Genomic DNA, 21,955 nt, shown 5'->3' on the forward strand with positions numbered 1-21,955 from the left:
GTGGCTAATAGGAAGATTACGCCAGTTTTTTGACAAGTGTATCAGTATGGCGACGTGCGATTTTATCAATTGCCAATATATCCTCTATATCGGCGGTCTCACCCAACACAGGCACCTGAATCTCGGACAGAGCTTGCTCATTGATATCAGCAATGTCAGTCAAGCGAATCTGTCCGTCCAAAAAGGCAGCTACTGCAATCTCATTGGCTGCATTAAGGACAATAGTCGCCTGAGTACCCGCTTGCATCGCAAGGCGAGCAAGACGCAAACACGCGAATTTATGTAGATCCGGTTCGATAAATTCTAGTCCACTGAGTGCGTACAAGTCTAATGGCTGCGAGCCGCTATCCATACGATTGGGATAACTGAGCGCATGCGCGATTGGCGTCTTCATATCGGGACTGCCAAGCTGCGCTAAGAAGCTACCATCGCTATATTCTACCATTGAGTGAATGATACTTTGCGGATGAATCACCACATTTATTTTATTTTCAGGCAAATCAAATAAATGGCAGGCTTCGATTAACTCTAGCCCCTTATTCATCATCGTAGCAGAATCAACCGATATCTTTTGACCCATTGACCAATTGGGATGCTTAACTGCTTCTGCGACACTGGCTTGCTGCATCTGTGCAAATGACTGCTGCAAAAATGGTCCACCAGAAGCCGTCAACCAAAGCTTGCGTACCCCATGATCTGGCTGATGAATTTGAGTATTGTCTTGCTGTATGGCAAGCGGCAAACACTGAAAAATGGCATTGTGCTCAGAATCAAGCGGTAGCAACGTTGCGTTGTTTGTTTTGACCGCATCGATCATGACTCGACCTGCCATCACCAGCGCTTCTTTGTTAGCAAGCAAAATACGCTTACCGGCGCGAGCGGCAGCTAAAGTAGAAGGTAAACCTGCCGCACCCACAATAGCAGCAACGACCGTATCGGTTTGCGAATCAGCAGCAATATCGACCAGCCCTGCTTCGCCGCCGACCACATCAATGTTTAAACCTGCGGCACTAAGGCGCTCGGCAAAGTCATCCACCGCTGACGTGGGTACGCTGACACGCTTGGGCAAAAACTGCTGGCAGAGCGCAAACAGTTTGTCTAAACGGCGGTTACCTGACAACGCGTAAACGTCGTAATGCTGCGGCTGCGCCGCCAATATTGCTAACGTGCTATCGCCAATTGAACCTGTCGCGCCTAGTACGGCGATGCGTTGCGTCATAACCAGTGGTGCCTATATATGAATAATACGGTAAAACGAAAAACTAAGGGAATAAACAAGGTATAACCATACAAAATGGTAGGAAATTATAATCGGTAGTGAGTGATAATCAAGGCGCAAAGGCGGTTACAGTCGGCTCCATATAAAATCAACACATCGAGAATCAAGCGCTACTGATAGCCATACTGCTTGCGTAGCGCTAACACAAAGGTTTCGCAGCCTTCGTGTCGGCTTCGCCTTACACCACCATCAAACCGAAATGTTGTATGGCCCAAAAACCAAGCGCGAATATGGGCGTGGCTGACAACAACGAGTCAATACGATCCAGAACACCGCCATGACCGGGCAAAATAGTCCCTGAATCCTTGACATCAGCGCGGCGTTTGAGCATTGATTCAAACAAATCACCCAGTACCGACGCCAAAATTGTCAAAACGGACAAGGCAGCAAACGCAACGAGCGATAGACCAGTCAGTTGTAGTTTAAAGAGACTAATGGCAATAACCACTAGCAAACCAGTGACCAATCCGCCTACTAAGCCTTCTACGCTTTTATTGGGTGAAACATTGGGTGCCATTTTGCGGCGACCAAACTTGCGTCCCACAAAATAAGCGCCACTATCAGCACACCAGACCAATAAGAACACATATAGTAACCACCACGCTGACAGTTGCCATAAGTAAAACATGGCGGTAATGGAGGCGGTCAATAAGACAGCACCGATCAATACCAGCTGTTTGCCGTACCAATTGGTATTGGTTGGAAACACTCGAACCCAAGACGTTGCCATCAACCATATGACGACTGCGGCCACCCACCAAAACAGCCACGTCACTTTGAACATCATGGACGCTAGTGTCAGCACCAAAATCATTAGTACAAATAACAAAGGATGACGCCATTTTGGCATCAGTTTCGTCCACTCATGCGCGGCAATCGTCGCGCCAATTGCTAAGAGTGGGGCAAATAAAATAGGGGTTTGGCTCGCAAACATTGCAATACCAACGATAATAACGAGAACAATTGCCGTCTTAATTCGTTGCCACATACTTGTTGAGCCTTATAATTATAAAAAACGCATGATCAAAAAGTGCATTATAACAGTTAATTCATAACAGACCTTTAATCACATTTGACACCCATTAAAGCGGTTTATTATTTCATAAACAAGATATATTAACTACTCATCGTATCGTCAAAATAAAAGCGTCTATCGCATCTATATTTTAACGGGTCTGTTGAGCCGTCATTATCTGCTCACTGGTTTTCCCAAAACGGCGTTGACGCTGGGCGAACTCTGTTACCATCGTTGCGAGCTCATCTACCGCAAAATTTGGCCATAGAGTTTGAGTAAAGAACAACTCTGCATAGGCAGATTGCCACAATAGAAAATTAGAGAGACGATATTCACCGCCCGTCCGTATCAACATGTCTACCGCTGGCGTATCTGCCAGCTGAACGTACTCACCAAGCCGCGCTTCGTTGATTTCCTCAGCGTGCAATTGTCCTGTTTGCACTTGCTCGGCCAGCTGCCTTGCCGCATTGGCAATATCCCATTGTCCACCATAACTGATGGCGATGACCAATGTCATGGCTTCAAAATTGGCTGTTTTTTCTTCCGCATCCGCCATCAATACTTGCAAATCATCGCTCAGATGACTGCGATCACCAATAAAACGCAAACGAATGCGATATTCGTTCATACGCGGTATTTGCTCGTAAATGGTCGATGCCAGCAGTTGCATCAATAGCGCCACCTCACTGGGCGGGCGTTGCCAGTTTTCACTAGAAAAAGCAAAAACCGTTAATACTTCAATACCCGTTTCGACACAATATTCAACAATCGGGTCAAGCGCGTCTTTACCCGCCACATGCCCTTGACCTTTTGCCAAATCATTGGCTTTGCCATAACGATTATTGCCATCCATGATGATAGCGATATGACGAGGAAGAATATCAGAGGCCGTAAAGGCAGAAGTGGACATAGGAGAGATTACTTATTGTTAAGGTAAAATAATAATAGCGTGTACGGTAGCGGTTAAAAAGCGCATTACAAATAATTCATAAACTTCTCATACATCGGACCGACCGTCGTTTATGAAGACTCAGTAAAAGCGACCTATCCATACTATGCATATAACTACGACTATAATAGCAGTCGACATAATAATAAGCAGCCAATAGCAATGACGCATTGGCTGCTTTTAAGAGATGACTTGACCGATTATCGCCATCAGCAATAGAACATCAGTCTTTATACGGCCATTAAATCGGTTTCTTTTTTGTTCAAGCGGCTATCGATGATTTCGATATATTTATCAGTAATCTTTTGAATGTCATCACTGGCGCGGCGCTCATCATCTTCTGAGATTTCTTTTTCTTTGGCCAACTCTTTGATGTCATTCATCATATCGCGGCGGATATTACGAATGGACACACGACTGCTCTCAGCTTCCCCGCGAGCAAGCTTTTGCATATCGCGGCGCGTATCTTCTGTCAATGCTGGCATCGGTACACGGATCACATCAGCGGTCATTGGGTTTAAACCCAAATCTGCTTCGCGAATGGCTTTATCGACCGCTTGTACCATCGTACGGTCAAATGGCTGAACCAATAGCGTACGTGAGTCTTCTACGTTTACGCTGGCGACTTGGTTTAATGGTGTCGGCGCACCATAGTAACTGACCATAACACCTGACAACATGCCTGGATGTGCACGGCCAGTACGAACTTTACTAAAGGTACTCTCAAGCGCTTCTAGCGTTTTTTGCATGCGCGCTTCGCCGTCTTGCTTAATCTCTTTAATCATTATGTATCCTTATTTATCGCTATCGACAAATCATTCATCACGGTTGTTTATAAACGGTTATTTAACAATATCTATTGGGACATTCATCATCTATTGGGACGTTCATCTTATTAATGATAAACGCGCGTCCCTTCATTTTCGCCCATAATGACATTTAATAAGGCATTGGGCTTGGTCATATCAAATACTTGCAGTGGTACGTTGTGCTCACGGCATAAAGCAATCGCCGTTAGATCCATAACGCCCAGTTTTTGCTCTAATACTTCATCAAACGTTAAGCCATCATATTTTTTGGCATCAGAATGGAGGCTTGGGTCTTTATCATAAACGCCATCTACTTTGGTCGCTTTTAAGATTAGACCCGCTTCAATTTCAATACCGCGCAAGCAAGCGGCTGTGTCTGTGGTAAAGAACGGATTGCCCGTACCAGCGACAAAGATACACACTTCCCCATTTTTAAGATAGCGAATCGCATTACGGCTGCTGTAACTTTCGGTCACTTCACCAATCGGCAAGGCAGACATCAAACGGGTTTTGATATTGCGGCGCTCAAGCGCATCACGCATGGCAAGTCCATTCATGACGGTTGCCAGCATACCCATCTGATCACCAGTAACACGGCCAACCAAGCCCTCTTTTTGTAGCTGCGCCCCGCGATATAAGTTACCGCCCCCAACGACGATACCGACTTGTACCCCAAGTCCACGCAAGTGAGCAATAGACAAACTCATTTTATCGAGTACTTCGGTATCAATACCCATGTCTTTACCACCAGCCAAAGCTTCGCCAGAGAGTTTCAACAAGATACGAGAGTAACGCGGGTTTTTGTCAGACATGAGGTCACCTTGTTAGTATTAAATTATAATTACAGTCATTGGTAAAACACAAACAGCGTTTGCCATAACATCCTATGCGATGTCGGCGTATGGAACAGGCTAAATTGCGCCAATTGTAGCAAAAACTGCCCGCTCTTGGGCAATTTTCACTCGTATATTATCCTGAGTTTTATCCGTTATAGCTGGCAAATAAATCATATTCGCTAGCATCATCAATAGTGACCGTTAAGAACTGACCCACTTTTACGTGATCGGTAATGTCATCCACATAGACGTGACCATCAATCTCTGGCGCATCCGCATAACTGCGGCAAATCGCAATGTTCTCATCGCTATCAATCTCATCCACCAAGACCAGTAAAGTCTTACCGACTTTCTCTTGTAGTTTTTGCGCGGATATCTCTTGTTGTAGCGTCATCAAACGATCATAACGAGATTGCTTGATGTCTTCGGGCACATGATTTGGCAAATCATTGGCAACGGCCCCTTCAACTTCTGAATAAGTAAAAGCGCCAACGCGATCGAGACGGGCTTCAACCAACCAATCGAGCAGACACTGAAAGTCTTCTTCCGTCTCGCCTGGGAAGCCGACAACAAAGGTTGAACGAATGACGATATCAGGACAAATCTCACGCCACGCTTTGATACGCGCTAAGGTGTTTTCGCTGTGCGCCGGACGTTTCATGGCTTTTAAGATACTATGGCTGGCGTGCTGGAACGGGATATCCAAATAAGGCAACAGCTTTTTCTCACCCATCAGCTCAACGACTTTGTCTACATGCGGATACGGATAAACATAATGCAACCGCACCCAAATACCTAAGTCATTCAATGCTTGACACAGATCATAAAACTTCGACTTCAGCGGCATACCGTTCCAAAAGCTGGTCTTATACTTTAAGTCCAGCCCGTAAGCGGAGGTATCTTGCGAGATGATAAGCAACTCTTTAACGCCCGCCTTTTTGAGTGCCAACGCTTCATTCATCACGTTATCAATGGGACGTGAGACCAAGTCGCCACGTAAGCTTGGGATGATGCAAAAAGTACAACGATGGTTACAGCCTTCAGAGATTTTTAGATAAGCATAATGACTGGGCGTCAGCTTGATGCCCGCCTCATTAATCAAATCAATTTTGGGATCGTAGTTGGTATCCAGACTGCGGTTCGGTCTAGGCACATGCTGCGCGACCGCTGTGATAACCTCATCATAAGCATGGGCACCCGTCACTGCGAGCACGGCCGGATGCATTTCACGGATTTTATCCGCCTCTTTGCCTAGACAGCCTGTGACAATCACTTTACCATTTTTGCTAATGGCCTCACCAATAGCGTCAAGCGACTCTTGTACCGCAGACTCAATAAATCCGCAGGTATTGACCACGACTAGATCAGCGCCGTCATAATCACTGGCCACTTGATAACCATCAAGGCTAAGCTCCGTAATAATACGCTCACTATCTACCAGTGCTTTTGGACAACCTAATGACACAAAACCAATCTTTGGTGCCGCGCTGACGGGTGCATTGGCGGTCGCTGTCATCGCTACCGTTGCATCACTACTTTGCTCAATGCTACGGTTTTGATTGTGATTGGCTTTATGATGGCTGTCTTTGATACGGCTAGGCGCGCTACTGTCTGATAATCCCTGCGCCTCAGGCATTGCAGGTTTAGCAGGATTAAAAATAGTAGCAGTGTTTTTGGGCGTATTGTTAGAAGTGAGAGAAGCTGACTGTGAGGTGCTCGTCGTTGTATTCAACGACTCGGTAGAAGTTTTGGACATGGCTGACCTTGCTAGAGATAATTGGCTGGGCGCATTGTACGTTTTTTTTGCAAATATCGCCAGTTTTGCCGCTCTATACTGTTGATTTGTGGTTAAATATTATATCAAGCATTCTTTTTCTAAGCACCCCTTTATTAGGCAGCACCCATGACGAGCCATTTAACAAGCGCAGAAATGACCCCCGACTTAGCATTTGTATCACAGCATTTATTTACCTCTATCTTATGGATCAACGATGCGCTTGATATTACGTGGTTAAATGCCCAAGCCGAGCAGCTGCTTGCCATCAGTAGTGGACGATTACTCAATCAATCTATCTTGGCATTACTTGCACCTGAATCAGCACCCTCAGCAGACGGCGCGCTCATTGATGATGAAACAGAAGAACCAATCCACGCTTTGACCGAACGCTTTAATCAAGCCAAGCACTATCAGCAGCCCTTCATCGACCACGACCACATCATAGACACCTCGTTAAATGGTAATTTATCGCTATCCGTTGATTATAGTGTGACGCCTGTCATCTATGAGCAGCAGCATTATTTTATCGTTGAGATGTGGGGTAAGGATCGTCAAAGCCGAATTTCAGAGGAGCAGCGTCAGCAGCAGCAATATAGCGTCGCGCGTCACATGCTGCGCTCGGTTGCTCACGAAATCAAAAATCCGCTGGCGGGTATTCGCGGTGCCGCACAACTATTACAGCGGAAATTTATCACGTTTAGTGACCCTACTACGTTTAATTTTGAGCCGTCTACAGCGCCTGTCGATACAAATGCCGTCTCAAACTACAGTGGCAATAGCATGCAAAAAACCACTGAAAAACTGCGTAACTATACCGATATTATCATCTCTGAAACGGATCGCTTAACGCAGCTCATCGGACAGTTTCTTGGCTCCAATCAATTGCCAAATTGGCAAATGCTCAATATTCATGAGCCACTAGAACATGTGATAACCTTGGTACTCAACCAATACCCACAAGTCACACTACAGCGTGATTATGACTTATCGTTGCCAGAGTTGCAGGCTGACAAAGACCAGTTGATTCAAGTCTTTTTAAATCTGATTAACAATGCTTGCGAATCTATGACTGAGTTTAAGCAAACGCTGCAACAAAAAGAGTGGTCTGACTCTAACGCTGACCAGTCTGATATTTCAGAGGCAAACAAGAATGGCGCACTGGCAGAAAATAACAGCGATGCTGATTACCAGCCAATGCTGCATATTCAAACCCGTGTGGCTTTTCAACATACCATCAGCCGGCAACAGCATAAACAAGTATTGCAGGTGAATATCACCGATAATGGCTCAGGAATTGATCCTGCTCTCATCGGTCAGATATTTTTTCCAATGGTCACCAGCCGTGCGGCAGGGACGGGTCTTGGATTGTCCATTGTGCAAGAGATCATCAGCCATCATCATGGTATGATTGACGTCAGCTCAACTCAAGCGCAAAGCCCTAGCCTGCGCACCAAAAACAACCCCAGCTCCAACCAAACCCGTTTTACCTTATACCTGCCTTTTAACCAACCGATTATTGAGGCATCCCTATAATTCGTTCAACATAAAAGCGTTATGCTGGAACCTGAATCAACCCATTGCTCATTAGGCCTAATACATGACTGACTATAACGACAAGCTTGACTCTAAAAGCGATCACAACCCATCGAACCTGCAAGCAACCAGCGAGCAAACCTTAAAAGTAACAGTCAATAACGCCGCTGATAAGCACGCTGCTACTTTATGGCTCATTGATGATGATGCGACCTTGCGTTTGGTATTGGCAGATACGTTTGAAGATGCAGGGCTGACGGTTATAAGCTTTACGCAAGCGCAAGCAGCGTGGACACGGCTCAATGACATCTTACAAAACCATGCCTCAGCTGAATCCTTGCCCGATGTGATATTGACTGATATTCGTATGCCAATGATGGATGGATTGTCTTTTAGCGATTGGGTACATAAGCACTTCCCTACGCTCCCGATTGTCGTGATGACCGCGCATTCAGACCTGACTTCTGCCATCAATAGCTATCAGACAGGGGCGTTTGAGTATTTGCCCAAGCCATTTGATTTGGATGATGCGGTCGCCACCATTTATAAAGCAATTAATTATCAGCCCAACTTGGCCCTCAATCATCAAAAAACTGAGTCAGATAACCCTATAAAATCAGACATTGCTATCAACCCTGCCAATAAGACAACTGAGAGCAAAGCAAAACCTGTCAGTAACGCCCGAGCGACGAGTAAAACCCAAAAAACCGCTAGCAGCAACACAGAAGTTAACCCTCAAACTCAGGCTCAAAACAATCCAAGCGGTATCATTGGTCAATCGCAAGCCATGCAAACCGTGTTCCGCGCTATTGGTCGCTTGGCATATTCGCCTATTACCGTTCTGATCACAGGTGAATCAGGAACGGGTAAAGAGCTGGTCGCAAGCGCGCTACACCAGCACTCTCCTCGCAAGCAGCAATCTTTTATTGCCCTTAATATGGCCGCTATTCCGCATGATTTGATTGAATCTGAATTGTTCGGTCATGAAAAAGGCGCGTTCACTGGCGCCACGACAACACGACAAGGACGTTTTGAGCAAGCGGATGGTGGGACGTTGTTTTTGGATGAAATCGGTGATATGCCGTTTAGCACTCAAACCCGTCTGCTACGTGTGCTCGCCAATGGCGAGTTTTATCGCGTGGGCGGACAGCAGCCCGTCAAAGTCGATGTGCGCATCATTGCTGCCACTCATCAAAATTTAGAAGAATTGGTCAAACTGGGTCGTTTCCGTGAGGATTTGTTTTATCGTCTCAATGTCATTCGCTTACCACTCCCGCCTCTGCGCACACGGCCAGAGGACATTCCTGCCCTCGCCACTTATTTTATGCAACGTGCCGCTGAGCAAATGAATACTGCACCAAAGCAGCTACATCCCGAAGCGCTACAAATTATGCAGTCTTTTGAATGGCGTGGTAATGTACGCCAGCTTGAAAACGTGTGTTTGTGGCTAACAGTGATGGCAACGGGTGATACCGTGATGGTAAATGACTTGCCACCAGAGCTACTCGAAAATACGCCGTTCGACCTACAGTCGCAGCCAGCACAGTCTTCGTTCCAAGACACAACTCAAAATCATGGTCAGCAAACTGATGGTGCCCTCGATAGCCAGCAGCAGGGTCAAACCTATCCTATCGCTGACGATCAAAGCTGGCAACAAGCCCTAGCCGTTTGGGCTGAGCAATCGCTACAGCAAGGAGAAACTGATATCTTACAAATGGCGACGCCTGAGTTTGAACGTGTGTTACTTACCGCAGCTCTCAAGCACAGCGGCGGTAAAAAGATAGCAGCGGCCAACTTACTGGGTTGGGGACGCAATACCTTGACCCGGAAATTGCAGCAGCTGGACCTTCCCTCATAGCCTTGATGCAATAAGTAGTAATAAGACAAGTAGTAATAAGATAAGTAGTAATAAGATAAGTAAGATCACTATAAAAAATTCAGCGTGTCTGGAATGGGTTTTTTGCCGCCTCTGTCAGCAATGGACAGCCAGCAAGAAAAATTTGTACCAGTCATGCACTATAATGTCGTGTATCGATTTTATTGAGCATCGCCTATAAGCAAAAGCACTAAATCAAAATATTAGTATTATCAATTATTTATCATTATTAATAAAAATATTCGTCAAATAATTAAAAATAATTGCAAATAGGGGTTGCCAAAATATTCAAACTCTATATAATAGCCAACCACTGAGACGCACTACCGAATCAGTTAACTGTCTAGATGGCATTTGAATTTAAATGCTTTTGATGATAGAGTAACGAAAATGGGGCTGTGGCGGAATTGGTAGACGCACCAGATTTAGGTTCTGGCGCCGCAAGGTGTGAGAGTTCGAGTCTCTCCAGCCCCACCATTTTCGGATAGTACATCTTAGACCAAATATTAAAGCCTGCTTTTTAGCAGGTTTTTTTGTGTCTGAGTTTTAAGCGTGTACTCATCTTTCTTCTAAATCTAATATTACCTCTTCCATCGTCTGATACCGTTTCTCTACCCGCTTTGCCAATGCGCCATCTATAATAAATTGATAACGGCTGTATGGTGAAGGCAGTTTTGGTATAGGCTGCTGACAATGCTGTGTCGCCCAATCAATCATAGGATCGTGACTTTGGGCAGTTATCTTAAACGGTCGCTCGCCCATTAGTATCTCAACCATCATGATACCAAACGCATAGATATCGCTTTGTACAGTAGCAATTTGCCCTTGCCAGCGTTCAGGCGCAAGATAGGCGGGCGTACCAGTAGAATTTGATGCAACACGATCATCAACTTTTTTGGCTAAAGCAAAGTCTGTCATCCGTAAATTTGGCATTTTGCCGCGATCAAGATCGCCATCTATTGAGTCACCATCGAGTAGAATATTACTGGGTTTGATATCATTGTGTAGCCAGCCCGCATTGTGCAACTTCGCTATCAAATGTGCCGCTTGTTTAATAAAGTGATGCTTTTGCTCATCTGTTAACAACGCATGTCTTTGACCATTTAGCGGTTTTGCTAAGCTGCCATTTGTATAGTAGGTCATAACTAAAACGGTTAATTGTTGGTTCTGTCCCAAGGCCTGAATGTCTACATAGTGATAATCAAGTACTAAGAGAGCGACACTGTCTAGACTGGACTGGCTTTTTGATAAATTATTTAAAGATTTCAGCACATCGATTTCGTGAGACAAGCCAGATGAATCATGGTTGGTATGAGCACTTAGTTGCCATTTAATCATGACGCGACCAAACACAGTATGCTGTGCTCGCGTTAACCCTTGATAGCAGTTGTCTTTAGTGCGTTGTTGCGCTAGACGTTGATGCACTATTTCGCTATATTGTAAGACCGATAATGCTTGCGTCACGGCTGGCAGTAGCTGCTGAGCCTGCGCTTGCAAAGCCTGTAAAGTAAGCGAACTGTCGGTACTATTTTTCATGGTTTAATCTTTTGTGATAATTTCTTATAGTACAGTAGAACCTTGAAGCTGCCATTACGCAATTTAAATACACCCCAACAGTTAGAGCTATTATGTCACAACCAACCCAGTCATCTAAGTCTGCTACTCCTTATGCCCTGCCTGACCCTTTATTGGATTTGCTGACTCAATATCTGCAAGAGCAAGTCACGCCAACGATTGAGATCGATCCTACGCAGCTGGCCTATCGCTGGGTCGGTGGTCACAATGGTCATTTAGCACCGCTCGCGGTCAATTTGTTTTTAAGTTTAGACGACTTGCAGGGTATTGAGAAACAAAAAGCAAAACTGGTACAAAATACTCGCCAGTTTTTAAAAGGCTATCCTGCCAATCACGTTCTGATGTCAGGAACACGCGGTGCGGGTAAATCCTCTCTGATTCGGGCGTTACTACACACCTACCATAGTGAAGGACTGCGCATTATTGAGATTGCCCGTGATGATTTACAAGTCTTAGACAAGATTCGCGCGGCTATTAATGAGCTGCCAGCCGATTGTAAATGTCGCTATATCGTATACTGTGATGACTTGGCGTTTAACGGTCAAGATGAAAGCTATCGCGCCCTAAAAAGTGTGCTCGATGGCTCGCTGGACTCTGAGCAAGACAAACTGCTGGTCTATGCCACCAGTAATCGCCGACGCTTGCTACCACAGATGATGAAGGACAATCTTGATATTTATAATGGTCAGACGGATGAAGTCAATCCTTATGAAACGATTGATGAAACCGTGTCATTGTCGGATCGATTCGGATTGTCTCTCACCTTTCACCCCATGGATCAGCAGACGTATTTGCAGATTGTTCAACATTATCTGATTTTAGAACAACAGAAGATTTTAGCCAATACCGATACTATGATTGAGGTTGGTTCGGATGAAGGAAGTTTGCCGAACCCTATTAGAACCGATGCATTACGCTGGGCATCCGAGCGTGGTGGACGCTCAGGGCGAGTCGCCTATCAGTTTAGTCGTTATTGGAGCGGTAAAACGCAGTTGGCGATTGAAGACAGCAAGCGCTAAATCAGCGTAAATCACTATAAAACAAAGACCGTGCTGCTAGGATAAATTGTCGTCGCAGTACGGTTGTCAGAGTTGTCCCTTGCTTACTTAGGTTCAACTATATCATTTCGTGCAGAGCCAACATATTGCACGCGCTCATTGTCTGGCTTGATTTGCGAGTCGGTTGCGCCATTGACCACATACTGCGCGAAGTCTTCTGCCAGCCATAAACTGCCCTCATAAACACTTGCGGCATCTGCTCGAATATGTGCCATGTTGGGCGTGCTACTGCTTAAATTCTCAAAATTCTGATAACGCGCACTAAAATGCGTCAAAAGTAAGTTTTTGACGCCACTATTTTGCGCAAATTGACCCACCCGTTGCGCACTGCTATGCATCGGATCAAAATCTGAGTTTTTTGCCTGAATTTTGGTTAAAACACCAGTTGTATAAGTGGCTTCATGTACTAATAAATCTGCATCAATGACCGCCGTACTTAAAAGCTCGGGCTTATCATTATCGCCTGCGACTACAACGCGTGTACGCTGCGTTTCATAATCAACATAATTGACTGAACGTAGCGACCGACCGTCATCCGTTGTGACATCATCGCCTTGTTGCAAGCGTCCCCACAAACTACTGGCAGGTATGCCTTCTTCAGTTAATTTAGTCGTATTAAGCGTATGGCGGCTGATGTTTTGTGTGATACCAAACCCATGAGACGGAACTCGATGCGAGAGTCGCGTGATATCAATAGTTAACTGGTGCTGATCATTTAGAGCAATAACGACCCTGCCCGCTTGCGCCTCTAAAACCTCTTCAATCGCCATAAAGTCAATCGTAAAAGGAAAGTATAACTCGGTAGTTGCTACGATAGCATCGAGTAGTGTTGCAATGGCGTTGGGGGCAATAATAGTAAGCGGCTCACGGCGTCCAGACATGGCAGCACTTGCCAGCAGTCCTGGCAAACCATAGCAATGATCTCCATGCACATGGGTGATGCAGATAGCCGCCAGTTGATGCAAAGACAGCTTGGTATGTAACAATTGCTGCTGCGTACCTTCACCGCAATCAATCAATAGCCAAGGGCGCGACTTACTACTTTGCTGCTTGGAGCCGGACAAATAAGGATTTAGACACTCAATTGCCAAAGCCGTTACGTTGCGCTGCTTGGTGGGCACGCCAGCTGAGGTGCCCAAAAAGGTTAGCTTTAGCATGAGGAGTTTCTTGTATTGATAGCCATCATTTCATTATCACAAATTACTATGACAATTGACATAACATGGTTTTTTGACCTTCAATCATTTGACCGCCATTGGCCTTGCAGTCATTAACCATGTTGGATTCATAAGATTTAAAGCCACCGTAAAAGCTGGCAACACACAATAACACCACCAGTATTTTTTGTGTCCATGACTTAATGGAGACTTGCTGTGCACGAATCTCTTGACGACCTACCTCATGGCTGTCAGTCTTCAATGTCTGCTTGGCCAACTTGTTTTGGTCACTCATGATATCTCTTCTTAATAGGCTATTGCGATTCGGTATTAAAAACGCTCGCAATAGCACAGGATATTTTTAAAACGTCAATATCTTTACAACGTCAGTATCTGTAGAACCTTGGTGCCTTCAGACATCCGTGTCTTTAAAAACTGCATGTCTTTAAAAATTAGATGCCTTTAGAACGTCGGTGCCTTTAAAAATTAGATGTCTTTAAAACTTTGGCGTGCCACCTTTTTCTTCTGCACGTTTGAAAGCTGGACGTTCTTGGCAACGCTTGAGCCAGTTTAATAGATTGGCAAATCTGACTCTGTCCATGCCTGCACGCGCGTTAGACGCTGCGACGACGATATACATTTGAATATCAGCGGCACTGAATGCTTCACCAGCAAACCAATGGTTATTTTGTAGATGTTGCTCCATCAGGTTTAAGTTGTTCATGATGTTGTTATCGATCATGCCGTCTTCTACCTGTTTGCGAATGCCTTTACTAATGGGTTTGATAAGCATAGGTGATCTTTCTACCACTTTGCTAAACACCAAGCGCATGACTAAAGGCGGCATCGCAGAAGCTTCCGCGAAATGTAGCCAAAAGGTATAATTTTCCCACGCCTCTTCATTATTATCACTTGGCTTAAACTGATGATCGGTATCATAATGTCTAAGCAGATATTCGATGATAAAACCAGATTCAGCCAGCGCACGACCATCGACTTCGAGTACAGGGGTATGACCGAGCGGATGAACCTTTTTTAAGCTCTCAGGTGCCAGATAAGCTTTGGTACGCTCATAGCTGGTGAGCTTATAATCAAGCTCCAGCTCTTCTAATAACCACAAAATACGAAATGAGCGTGAATTGTTTAAATGATGCAGATTTAACATAAACCGTCCTAGTTATAATAAGTAAATAATAAAATGTCTGGGTGATGGCGCGTATCTAACTCAGCGTGCCCGCATTGATTCGATAATAGCGTAATTAATGTGTCTTTAACATAGGGACTGTGTAGAAGGATTACGAAAAACCATGCCTACTAAGTCAAGCGTCTGTTAAAGCAAACACCTTTAATATTTATTAAGTCAAATCGCTAACACGGCACCCATCAGCACTCCTATCACGCCTCCATTTTTACATCAAATAAATTTAGAAGATTTGAGCATTTATTTTAAATCAAGTTGTTCGATTTTTTGTTGTATCTTATCCACCTTTTTTTGATAGCGGCGTTTTTTGCGGAAACGATGGGCTTTTAGCACCCCATCGATACGTTGATTGATAAAGTGGCGACGCGGCGGAAAACCACCGACTTGCGGCTCTCTATAACCATGCAAATGATCGTCACGGCGACGAACCAGATAACCTGTCACACTATCGACAATCATCACTAGCAGCGCAAGTATAATCATGCCATACATAAAGAGCGAACCGCCCTCGTCAAGGCTTTGGCTCAAAACGGTAATGGATAATACAAACAACAACATCGGCTCTATATAGCTCAACGCCCCAAACAATGAAACGGGCAGCTTACTACTTGCCATCATTGTCAGTGACATGGCAAGCGCACTAAAGGCGCCTAGTAATGGCAGCAGATACCAAAACTTCATATTTTGTGCCGCCACGCTAAAACCACCCGTTATATAAAGGGCAATCAGCACCACGGGCGTCAGCAACGTCAAGTCAAACAATAAGCCTGTAACAGGCGGTACAGAAAGCGTGCGCCGCAATAGATAATAGGGCGGATAACCCAAGCACACAACTAACGTTACCCAAGATACCGAACCATACTGAAGAATGTCATAACCAATGCCTAGCGCGGCACATAGCGCCGCCACCCACTGTAAGGCACTCATATACTCATGATAAAAAAAGCGCCCAACCACTATCATAACCAGGGGTAGTAGAAAATACCCCAAAGTAACATCAAGACCGAAACCATTCACAGGCGCCCACATAAACAGCCAAATCTGTCCGCCTAAAATCGGTGCAGGTAACGTAAATATCAGCCACTCTTTTGCTGTTTTTAGGGTCTTTATATAATCAAAGACGTGCTGCCATTGCTTAGTCAAACTGAGCAATATCACCAAACTGAGTAGCATCATCAGCACGCGCCATGACGCCACCTGCGTACCGGTTAAGGGCAGCATAAATAGTCCAAACAAAAACATCATCGAAAATAAAAAACTCGACGATACCGCTGCAAAGGTTCCTTGAAAAGTTTGATTGGTCGTGATCATAACAATAGCCTTAAAAATACAACTTTATGGGCATAACCCATAAACCATTAGAGCCTCTAACAATGACAGCCAGACGGCAAAAATAGATAAAATTCAGAAAAAAATAAAAGCCTCCGACGATAGCGTCAGAGGCTTTTTTTAGAGCAGTGTTACAAACTAAACTAAAAAACTAACTCATAATAAAGTTATTCGTCATCGTCTAGCGAGTCGTCATTTAATGGATAGTCGTTGGCAATATCGATCGCGTCGTTAACGTCTGTGGTTGCCGTGCTGCCGGTCACAGCATCGATATCTCTTTGTTCTTGACCTGCAAGATCAAATGTACCATCTTCCTTCATCGCATCGATTAACGTATCGTCGCTTTCTTCGTTTTCGACACGCGCCATGGCGACCAGTTTTTCATCTTTTGATAAACGAATCAACGTTACGCCTTGGGTATTTCGACCAGAGCTGGCGACATGCTCAACAGGCGTACGTACTAACGTGCCTTTATCAGAGATTAAGATAATATCATCTTCAGGCTCAACTTTGGTGGCACGAACCAATGCACCGTTACGCTCACTGGTCTTGATCGCAATAACGCCGCCACCGCCACGATTTTGAGTGTTGAACTCATCGACAAAGGTACGTTTACCAAAGCCGTTTTCACAAGCGATAAGAATTTCGCGCACATCATCTTCGATAACGACCAATGATTTGATAAATTCATTATTCGCCAGACGCATACCACGGACACCTTTTGCGGTACGACCCATGGCGCGAGCATCATTCTCATCGAAACGAATGGCTTTACCACTTGAGGCAAACAGCATCACTTCTTGGCTACCATTGGTGATACGAGCACTCACCAATTTATCACCATCTTCCAATCCAACCGCAATCAAACCATTGGAGCGGATATTGGCAAACTGTTTAAGCTCAACCCGCTTAACAGTACCATTGGCGGTAGCAAAGAAGACAAAAGGTGGCACGGCGTCATTACTGTCTTCTAATGACTCATCATCGTTACCAGCCAACGACATGTCATTCTTTGTAGAAAGATCTTCTACTATTTTTGGAATCGGTAGTATGGTCGTTACCGTCTCGTCACCATTCAAACCGATGAGGTTGACCAATGGACGACCACGCGCACCGCGACTGGCAATTGGCACTTCAAAGCCGCGCAAGCTAAAGACGCGACCGCTGTCTGTGAAGCACAATACCGTCGCGTGGGTTGAAGTTACCACCAAATGATCGATCACATCGTCTTCTTTCATCGCCGTTGCAGACTTACCTTTACCGCCACGTTTTTGTGCCACATAATCATCAATCGGCTGAGTTTTTGCGTAGCCAGTACGCGAGACGGTCATAACCACGGTTTGTTCAGGAATGAGGTCTTCACGGTTAAAGTCAGTGCGCGAGTCGATGATGTCTGTACGGCGCTCATCACCGAAATTGTCACGAATCTCAATCATCTCGTTAGAGATGATGGCCATTAGCTTATCAAAGTCGCCTAAGATAGATTCTAAGTGCGTAATTTCGCGCAATAGGTCTTGATACTCTTCGGTCAATTTGTCTTGCTCAAGGCCCGTCAAGCGATGCAATTGCATGTCTAAAATGGCGTTGACCTGCTCAAGTGACAGACGATAGCGCTGTTCACCATTGCTTTCACCATCGATCAAACCAAATGGTGCTTTAGGATCTTCGCCCTCGATAAATTCAGGACGCACTGATTGACTACCAGCAGCGGTTAGCATCGCCACAACGCTGCCTGAACCCCATGTGTTATTCAATAAGCTTTCACGTGCCAAACCACGGTTGGCAGACGCTTTAATCGTCGCAATAATCTCGTCGATATTGGCAAGCGCAACCGTCAAACCTTCGAGCAAGTGACCACGAACGCGTGCTTTATTTAGCTCATAAATGGTACGTCGGGTCACCACTTCTTGACGATGGCGTACAAATGCAGCAATCAGCTGACGCAAGGTCAATAGCTTTGGCTGACCATTATCCAGCGCCACCATATTGATACTAAAGCTAGATTCAAGCGGCGTTTGTAAGAACAAGTTGTTGACGATGACTTCCGCCGTTTCACCGCGGCGCAAATCGATGGCGATACGCATGCCGTCTTTATCAGACTCATCACGAATCTCACTGATGCCTTCGATCTTTTTATCACGTACGAGTTCGGCAATACGCTCAATCAGCTTGGCCTTGTTGGCTTGATAAGGCACTTCAGTAAATACAATGCGCTCACGATCACGGTTGACACCCGTATCACTCATGGCTTCGATATGATAACGACCACGTATATGCAAACGGCCTTTACCCGTACGATAAGCATCTAAGATACCTGCACGGCCATAGATGATACCGCCTGTCGGGAAATCAGGGCCTGAGATATGTGACATCAGCTCTTCAGCAGAAACTTGCGGGTTTTGGGCATACGCCAAACACGCATTGATGACTTCGGTCAGGTTATGCGGCGCCATGTTGGTGGCCATACCGACAGCAATACCAGTCGCGCCATTCACCAACAAGTTAGGAATACGCGCTGGCATCACGCTTGGCATACGCTCAGAACCGTCGTAGTTGTCTTCCCAATCGACCGTGTCTTTGTCCAGATCCGCCAGCATTTGGTGGGTCAGCTTGGTCATACGAACTTCGGTATAACGCATCGCTGCCGGTGGATCATCGTCAATTGAACCAAAGTTACCCTGACCATCAACCATGGGATAACGCAGGCTAAAGTCCTGCGCCATACGCACAATGGCGTCATAGACCGCGCTGTCGCCATGAGGATGGTATTTACCAATGACATCACCGACCACACGGGCTGACTTTTTATAAGGCTTATTATAGTCGTTAGACAGCACATGCATGGCGTACATTACGCGGCGGTGTACAGGTTTAAACCCATCACGCACATCAGGTAGCGCACGCGAGACGATCACGCTCATCGCATAATCCAGATAGGATTGTTTTAGTTCATCTACAATGCCAATAGGACTGACCGATTCGCTCATATACACTCCTTCACTTTCATTCTTTTTCTAATGCCAATACTTTTTGCGATGCTCACGTACTATACAAAAGGATAGCTGCGTGAATGCGCAGCTACTCTCAAAATAGTGACTATAAAAGACACGGCTAATCGTGCAAAACACTAGGAAAATGACGATAGTTTTAATGTTTAATAAAAGAAGCTATTTTAGCACAAAATTGCTGATTTAGGGGCATCTGACTGTCATTATAATCAAGGAAAACAGCTTATTAGCGACTGTATTTTGACGAATCCATGGCCTTTAGATTTATATCAACGACACGTTTTTTTTGACTGGCTAATTTTACCGTTGTTACAGACAAACTTGCCGTCTTTTGAGCAGTGAGAAACCCCGCCCATTTTACCCGAGCACGGCGTGTTTTTTGCCTGTGCTTGACTGATAGGCGTAACCACAAAGACGGCTGCAAATAGTAATGACACGATTGATTTCATGACTTTTTCCTTATTAATGAGTGATGTAGTCGATTCTAAATAAAACAGATAGGTTATCTTATGAGGCGGAACTAACATAAATTTTTCTGGCTTGCTGTGCCTTGGCAGGCAAGGGCTGCAAAAAATCCATATTTGTCCCGCTGTATCGTTTTTATACCGAACTCACTATACGTAGTGAATCTAAAACAAAAGCGCTGCATACCGTTATCCTTGTTTTACTGCCATCAAAAAAACTGCATCCAGTAGATACAGTTTTTATAGAAATAACGATTGCGCTCAATTTTGAGTGGTCTTAACTGGCTTTGAATTCTTGGTTAAAGAATTCGCGGGTGGCTTGTGTACAGGCTGCACTGACTAAACCGCCATGATAATTGGCCAGCACTGCGGTTGGACCTGCTTGATTTTGAATCGCGGTCAAATTAGTAGCGAATCGGCTTTGAACGTCATCAATCACTGTCGTTGTCATCCATGGATTGCTCATGGCACGACCAATCGACGTCACGTCACCTCGATCGCCTCTGGTATCGACATCGAGTACCGTGACATTAAGATTGGCTGTGGGCGCCGCACCGGCTTGCTGCAATATGGCACTCATCGAACCGGTGTTTATATCATAATAAACGGTTGGGTCTTGATTACCGCCGCACAGTAGCGTTGGCATTTTGGGGATATAGCCACGTAAGTCATTGTCTTTTAATGCTTTACGCAACGGGTTTTGTGGACTTTCAGCAGGCAATGCACCTGTCCCCGCGATGAGACTGTCTTGGTTTTGTAGAGCATCGCCTACATAAGCGGCTCGGAAATCCGTTTTGATGAGATAATTATCACTAGCAAACCCTAAAAATGCAAAAGGTAAACTGCTATTTGGAAGTTGATCAAGGATAGGATTACCAGTAGGTTTTGACTGAAACAATGCATTATCAGGTAACTCACCTGCGCTGACCAGCTCGCCAAACGTCTTCATACTTGGCAGCCGAGTGTCAGCGTACTGTGCTGAAAAAATATCTGATGGACTGTTATAGATATCGCTATATTTGTTCTGCATACCTTCGGCCAATAATGGCGCAAAACGAGTCGCCCCCACATTCACATTGCCCGCAAAAATCGCATCACCAAATGCGGCTAGCGCATATGGACCCGACGAAGGGGCAATCGCAGTGACGGGTTCATTTTGTTGTTCAAGGAGACGTGCGGTTGCCATGGCGACATGCCCGCCTTGTGAATAGCCCGCCACAAAAAGCTTGCCAGAGTCATCAATGTTGGTGTAATTCGTATCATTGACACGTTGTTGTCTCTCAATAATGTCCCGCGCTCCTTCTAGCGCATCAACCATATCAGTGGCTTGCTGCTCCGCCACTAGGTACGGATGATAATCAAGCTCAGAGTCATCATAACCAGCATAGTTCGGCGCTACCACAATATAACCTTGGGCGGCATAGTTTGCGGCGATCAAAGTCGCTTCAGCGGCAGCTGGGTTTTGAGGCTTGGCCACTTGGCTAAAATCATAATCCTTTTCAGTGGTCGTGCCATGTGCGTAGAGCAAGATAGGACGATCACCTTGGCAGTCCGCGCTGTTGCCACTTGGTAGCATCAAGGCGGCGGTCGCATTGGTACGCTCGCCAGCGGCACCTACTGTTGGATAATTGACTTTTTCAATTTTAATGTCGCATTTGGCATCAGGAGTTGCCGTGTTGTCTAAACCAAAGCCATTGTCTATCTCAGCCGTGGTAAATGCACTGATCGTTTCAACTGTTGTGTCATAGCTGACCGTCACTTCGTTATCATCATCGTTACAACCAACCAATAGTAAACTGCTGGCAACGGCAACTGACAATAAGCAGCGCGTCATGGTGGGCTTGGTGGTTTGAAGAGGTTGGTTGGTCGTGATCTGCGTGAGTAAAAAATCATTATTGATGGTAGATTTGGATTTTATCATCGTTACTATCCTTAGTAGTGTGACCCTAGTGATGGTGAGTCAATTGATTATCGAGCGTCCATGGCAGTAGATAAATTCGTCTTGGCAAAAAATTTTAACGTCGTGATTTAAGCATTTTGGTAAAATCTGCCTGACCGTAATTGTTGCTTAAACCTTACTATTTATACC

General features: G+C 45.2%; 17 protein-coding genes and 1 tRNA gene. 4 read left to right on the forward strand and 14 right to left on the reverse strand.

Annotation, left to right across the window (positions count from 1 at the left end; genetic code table 11):
• Positions 1 to 16: 16 nt before the first annotated feature.
• The 6 genes from ispC to rimO form a co-directional block, all read right to left on the reverse strand.
• Positions 17 to 1,219 (reverse strand): 1-deoxy-D-xylulose-5-phosphate reductoisomerase, encoded by a 1,203-nt coding sequence (ispC, locus tag AAJP47_RS10500; protein ID WP_497198717.1) that lies wholly within the window; start codon positions 1,217 to 1,219, stop codon positions 17 to 19.
• A gap of 238 nt (positions 1,220 to 1,457) precedes the next feature.
• Entirely contained in the window at positions 1,458 to 2,267 is an 810-nt protein-coding gene (locus tag AAJP47_RS10505) for a phosphatidate cytidylyltransferase (RefSeq protein WP_346717876.1), read from the reverse strand.
• 178 nt (positions 2,268 to 2,445) lie between these two features.
• A complete protein-coding gene (gene uppS / locus AAJP47_RS10510; protein WP_346717877.1) occupies positions 2,446 to 3,204 on the reverse strand; it encodes a polyprenyl diphosphate synthase in 759 nt (252 codons plus the stop codon).
• A 269-nt stretch (positions 3,205 to 3,473) separates the two neighbouring features.
• Positions 3,474 to 4,028 carry a ribosome recycling factor gene (frr, locus tag AAJP47_RS10515; protein ID WP_346717878.1) on the reverse strand — a complete coding sequence of 185 codons (555 nt, stop codon included), beginning with the start codon at positions 4,026 to 4,028 and terminating at the stop codon, positions 3,474 to 3,476.
• A gap of 110 nt (positions 4,029 to 4,138) precedes the next feature.
• On the reverse strand, positions 4,139 to 4,864 hold the full coding sequence (pyrH, locus tag AAJP47_RS10520) for a UMP kinase (RefSeq protein WP_346717879.1): 726 nt from the start codon (positions 4,862 to 4,864) through the stop codon (positions 4,139 to 4,141).
• Between the two features lie 169 nt (positions 4,865 to 5,033).
• Positions 5,034 to 6,644: a 30S ribosomal protein S12 methylthiotransferase RimO gene (gene rimO / locus AAJP47_RS10525; protein ID WP_346717880.1), complete on the reverse strand. Its 1,611-nt coding sequence runs from the start codon at positions 6,642 to 6,644 to the stop codon at positions 5,034 to 5,036.
• A gap of 147 nt (positions 6,645 to 6,791) precedes the next feature.
• Here rimO and AAJP47_RS10530 point away from each other — a divergent pair, with 147 nt between their 5' ends.
• The 3 genes from AAJP47_RS10530 to AAJP47_RS10540 all read left to right on the forward strand — a co-directional run bounded on the left by AAJP47_RS10530 (position 6,792) and on the right by AAJP47_RS10540 (position 10,551).
• The gene (locus tag AAJP47_RS10530; protein WP_346717881.1) at positions 6,792 to 8,198 is read left to right on the forward strand and encodes a two-component system sensor histidine kinase NtrB; all 1,407 of its coding nucleotides are present in this window, start codon (positions 6,792 to 6,794) and stop codon (positions 8,196 to 8,198) included.
• Positions 8,199 to 8,262: 64 nt separating this feature from the next.
• Positions 8,263 to 10,056, forward strand: coding sequence for a sigma 54-interacting transcriptional regulator (locus AAJP47_RS10535; RefSeq protein ID WP_346717882.1), 1,794 nt, complete (start codon positions 8,263 to 8,265; stop codon positions 10,054 to 10,056).
• A gap of 410 nt (positions 10,057 to 10,466) precedes the next feature.
• Positions 10,467 to 10,551: transfer RNA gene (locus AAJP47_RS10540), tRNA-Leu, on the forward strand.
• Between the two features lie 81 nt (positions 10,552 to 10,632).
• Here the strand turns inward: AAJP47_RS10540 and AAJP47_RS10545 are convergent.
• On the reverse strand, positions 10,633 to 11,610 hold the full coding sequence (locus AAJP47_RS10545; protein ID WP_346717883.1) for a serine/threonine protein kinase: 978 nt from the start codon (positions 11,608 to 11,610) through the stop codon (positions 10,633 to 10,635).
• A gap of 92 nt (positions 11,611 to 11,702) precedes the next feature.
• Here AAJP47_RS10545 and AAJP47_RS10550 point away from each other — a divergent pair, with 92 nt between their 5' ends.
• Positions 11,703 to 12,668, forward strand: coding sequence for an ATP-binding protein (locus AAJP47_RS10550; RefSeq protein ID WP_346717884.1), 966 nt, complete (start codon positions 11,703 to 11,705; stop codon positions 12,666 to 12,668).
• Between the two features lie 83 nt (positions 12,669 to 12,751).
• Here AAJP47_RS10550 and AAJP47_RS10555 read toward each other — a convergent pair whose 3' ends face one another.
• The 7 genes from AAJP47_RS10555 to AAJP47_RS10585 all read right to left on the reverse strand — a co-directional run bounded on the left by AAJP47_RS10555 (position 12,752) and on the right by AAJP47_RS10585 (position 21,787).
• Positions 12,752 to 13,864, reverse strand: coding sequence for a ribonuclease Z (locus AAJP47_RS10555; RefSeq protein ID WP_346717885.1), 1,113 nt, complete (start codon positions 13,862 to 13,864; stop codon positions 12,752 to 12,754).
• A 46-nt stretch (positions 13,865 to 13,910) separates the two neighbouring features.
• Positions 13,911 to 14,159, reverse strand: coding sequence for a hypothetical protein (locus AAJP47_RS10560; RefSeq protein ID WP_346717886.1), 249 nt, complete (start codon positions 14,157 to 14,159; stop codon positions 13,911 to 13,913).
• 201 nt (positions 14,160 to 14,360) lie between these two features.
• A complete protein-coding gene (locus AAJP47_RS10565; protein WP_346717887.1) occupies positions 14,361 to 15,029 on the reverse strand; it encodes a glutathione S-transferase in 669 nt (222 codons plus the stop codon).
• Positions 15,030 to 15,305: 276 nt separating this feature from the next.
• Positions 15,306 to 16,376 (reverse strand): EamA family transporter RarD, encoded by a 1,071-nt coding sequence (gene rarD / locus AAJP47_RS10570; protein WP_346717888.1) that lies wholly within the window; start codon positions 16,374 to 16,376, stop codon positions 15,306 to 15,308.
• A 185-nt stretch (positions 16,377 to 16,561) separates the two neighbouring features.
• A complete protein-coding gene (gene gyrA / locus AAJP47_RS10575) occupies positions 16,562 to 19,381 on the reverse strand; it encodes a DNA gyrase subunit A (RefSeq protein ID WP_346717889.1) in 2,820 nt (939 codons plus the stop codon).
• A 290-nt stretch (positions 19,382 to 19,671) separates the two neighbouring features.
• Positions 19,672 to 19,851 (reverse strand): YdcA family protein, encoded by a 180-nt coding sequence (locus AAJP47_RS10580; protein ID WP_346717890.1) that lies wholly within the window; start codon positions 19,849 to 19,851, stop codon positions 19,672 to 19,674.
• Positions 19,852 to 20,143: 292 nt separating this feature from the next.
• Positions 20,144 to 21,787, reverse strand: coding sequence for an alpha/beta hydrolase family protein (locus AAJP47_RS10585; protein WP_346717891.1), 1,644 nt, complete (start codon positions 21,785 to 21,787; stop codon positions 20,144 to 20,146).
• Positions 21,788 to 21,955 lie beyond the last annotated feature (168 nt).

Source organism: Psychrobacter halotolerans (assembly GCF_039680845.1).
Taxonomy (GTDB): domain Bacteria; phylum Pseudomonadota; class Gammaproteobacteria; order Pseudomonadales; family Moraxellaceae; genus Psychrobacter.

Coding starts and splice junctions, on each gene's coding strand:
- ispC (WP_497198717.1), bottom strand. CDS start 1,219: ATGACGCAACGCATCGCCGTACTAGGCGCGACAGGTTCAATTGGCGAT.
- AAJP47_RS10505 (WP_346717876.1), bottom strand. CDS start 2,267: ATGTGGCAACGAATTAAGACGGCAATTGTTCTCGTTATTATCGTTGGT.
- uppS (WP_346717877.1), bottom strand. CDS start 3,204: ATGTCCACTTCTGCCTTTACGGCCTCTGATATTCTTCCTCGTCATATC.
- frr (WP_346717878.1), bottom strand. CDS start 4,028: ATGATTAAAGAGATTAAGCAAGACGGCGAAGCGCGCATGCAAAAAACG.
- pyrH (WP_346717879.1), bottom strand. CDS start 4,864: ATGTCTGACAAAAACCCGCGTTACTCTCGTATCTTGTTGAAACTCTCT.
- rimO (WP_346717880.1), bottom strand. CDS start 6,644: ATGTCCAAAACTTCTACCGAGTCGTTGAATACAACGACGAGCACCTCA.
- AAJP47_RS10530 (WP_346717881.1), top strand. CDS start 6,792: ATGACGAGCCATTTAACAAGCGCAGAAATGACCCCCGACTTAGCATTT.
- AAJP47_RS10535 (WP_346717882.1), top strand. CDS start 8,263: ATGACTGACTATAACGACAAGCTTGACTCTAAAAGCGATCACAACCCA.
- AAJP47_RS10545 (WP_346717883.1), bottom strand. CDS start 11,610: ATGAAAAATAGTACCGACAGTTCGCTTACTTTACAGGCTTTGCAAGCG.
- AAJP47_RS10550 (WP_346717884.1), top strand. CDS start 11,703: ATGTCACAACCAACCCAGTCATCTAAGTCTGCTACTCCTTATGCCCTG.
- AAJP47_RS10555 (WP_346717885.1), bottom strand. CDS start 13,864: ATGCTAAAGCTAACCTTTTTGGGCACCTCAGCTGGCGTGCCCACCAAG.
- AAJP47_RS10560 (WP_346717886.1), bottom strand. CDS start 14,159: ATGAGTGACCAAAACAAGTTGGCCAAGCAGACATTGAAGACTGACAGC.
- AAJP47_RS10565 (WP_346717887.1), bottom strand. CDS start 15,029: ATGTTAAATCTGCATCATTTAAACAATTCACGCTCATTTCGTATTTTG.
- rarD (WP_346717888.1), bottom strand. CDS start 16,376: ATGATCACGACCAATCAAACTTTTCAAGGAACCTTTGCAGCGGTATCG.
- gyrA (WP_346717889.1), bottom strand. CDS start 19,381: ATGAGCGAATCGGTCAGTCCTATTGGCATTGTAGATGAACTAAAACAA.
- AAJP47_RS10580 (WP_346717890.1), bottom strand. CDS start 19,851: ATGAAATCAATCGTGTCATTACTATTTGCAGCCGTCTTTGTGGTTACG.
- AAJP47_RS10585 (WP_346717891.1), bottom strand. CDS start 21,787: ATGATAAAATCCAAATCTACCATCAATAATGATTTTTTACTCACGCAG.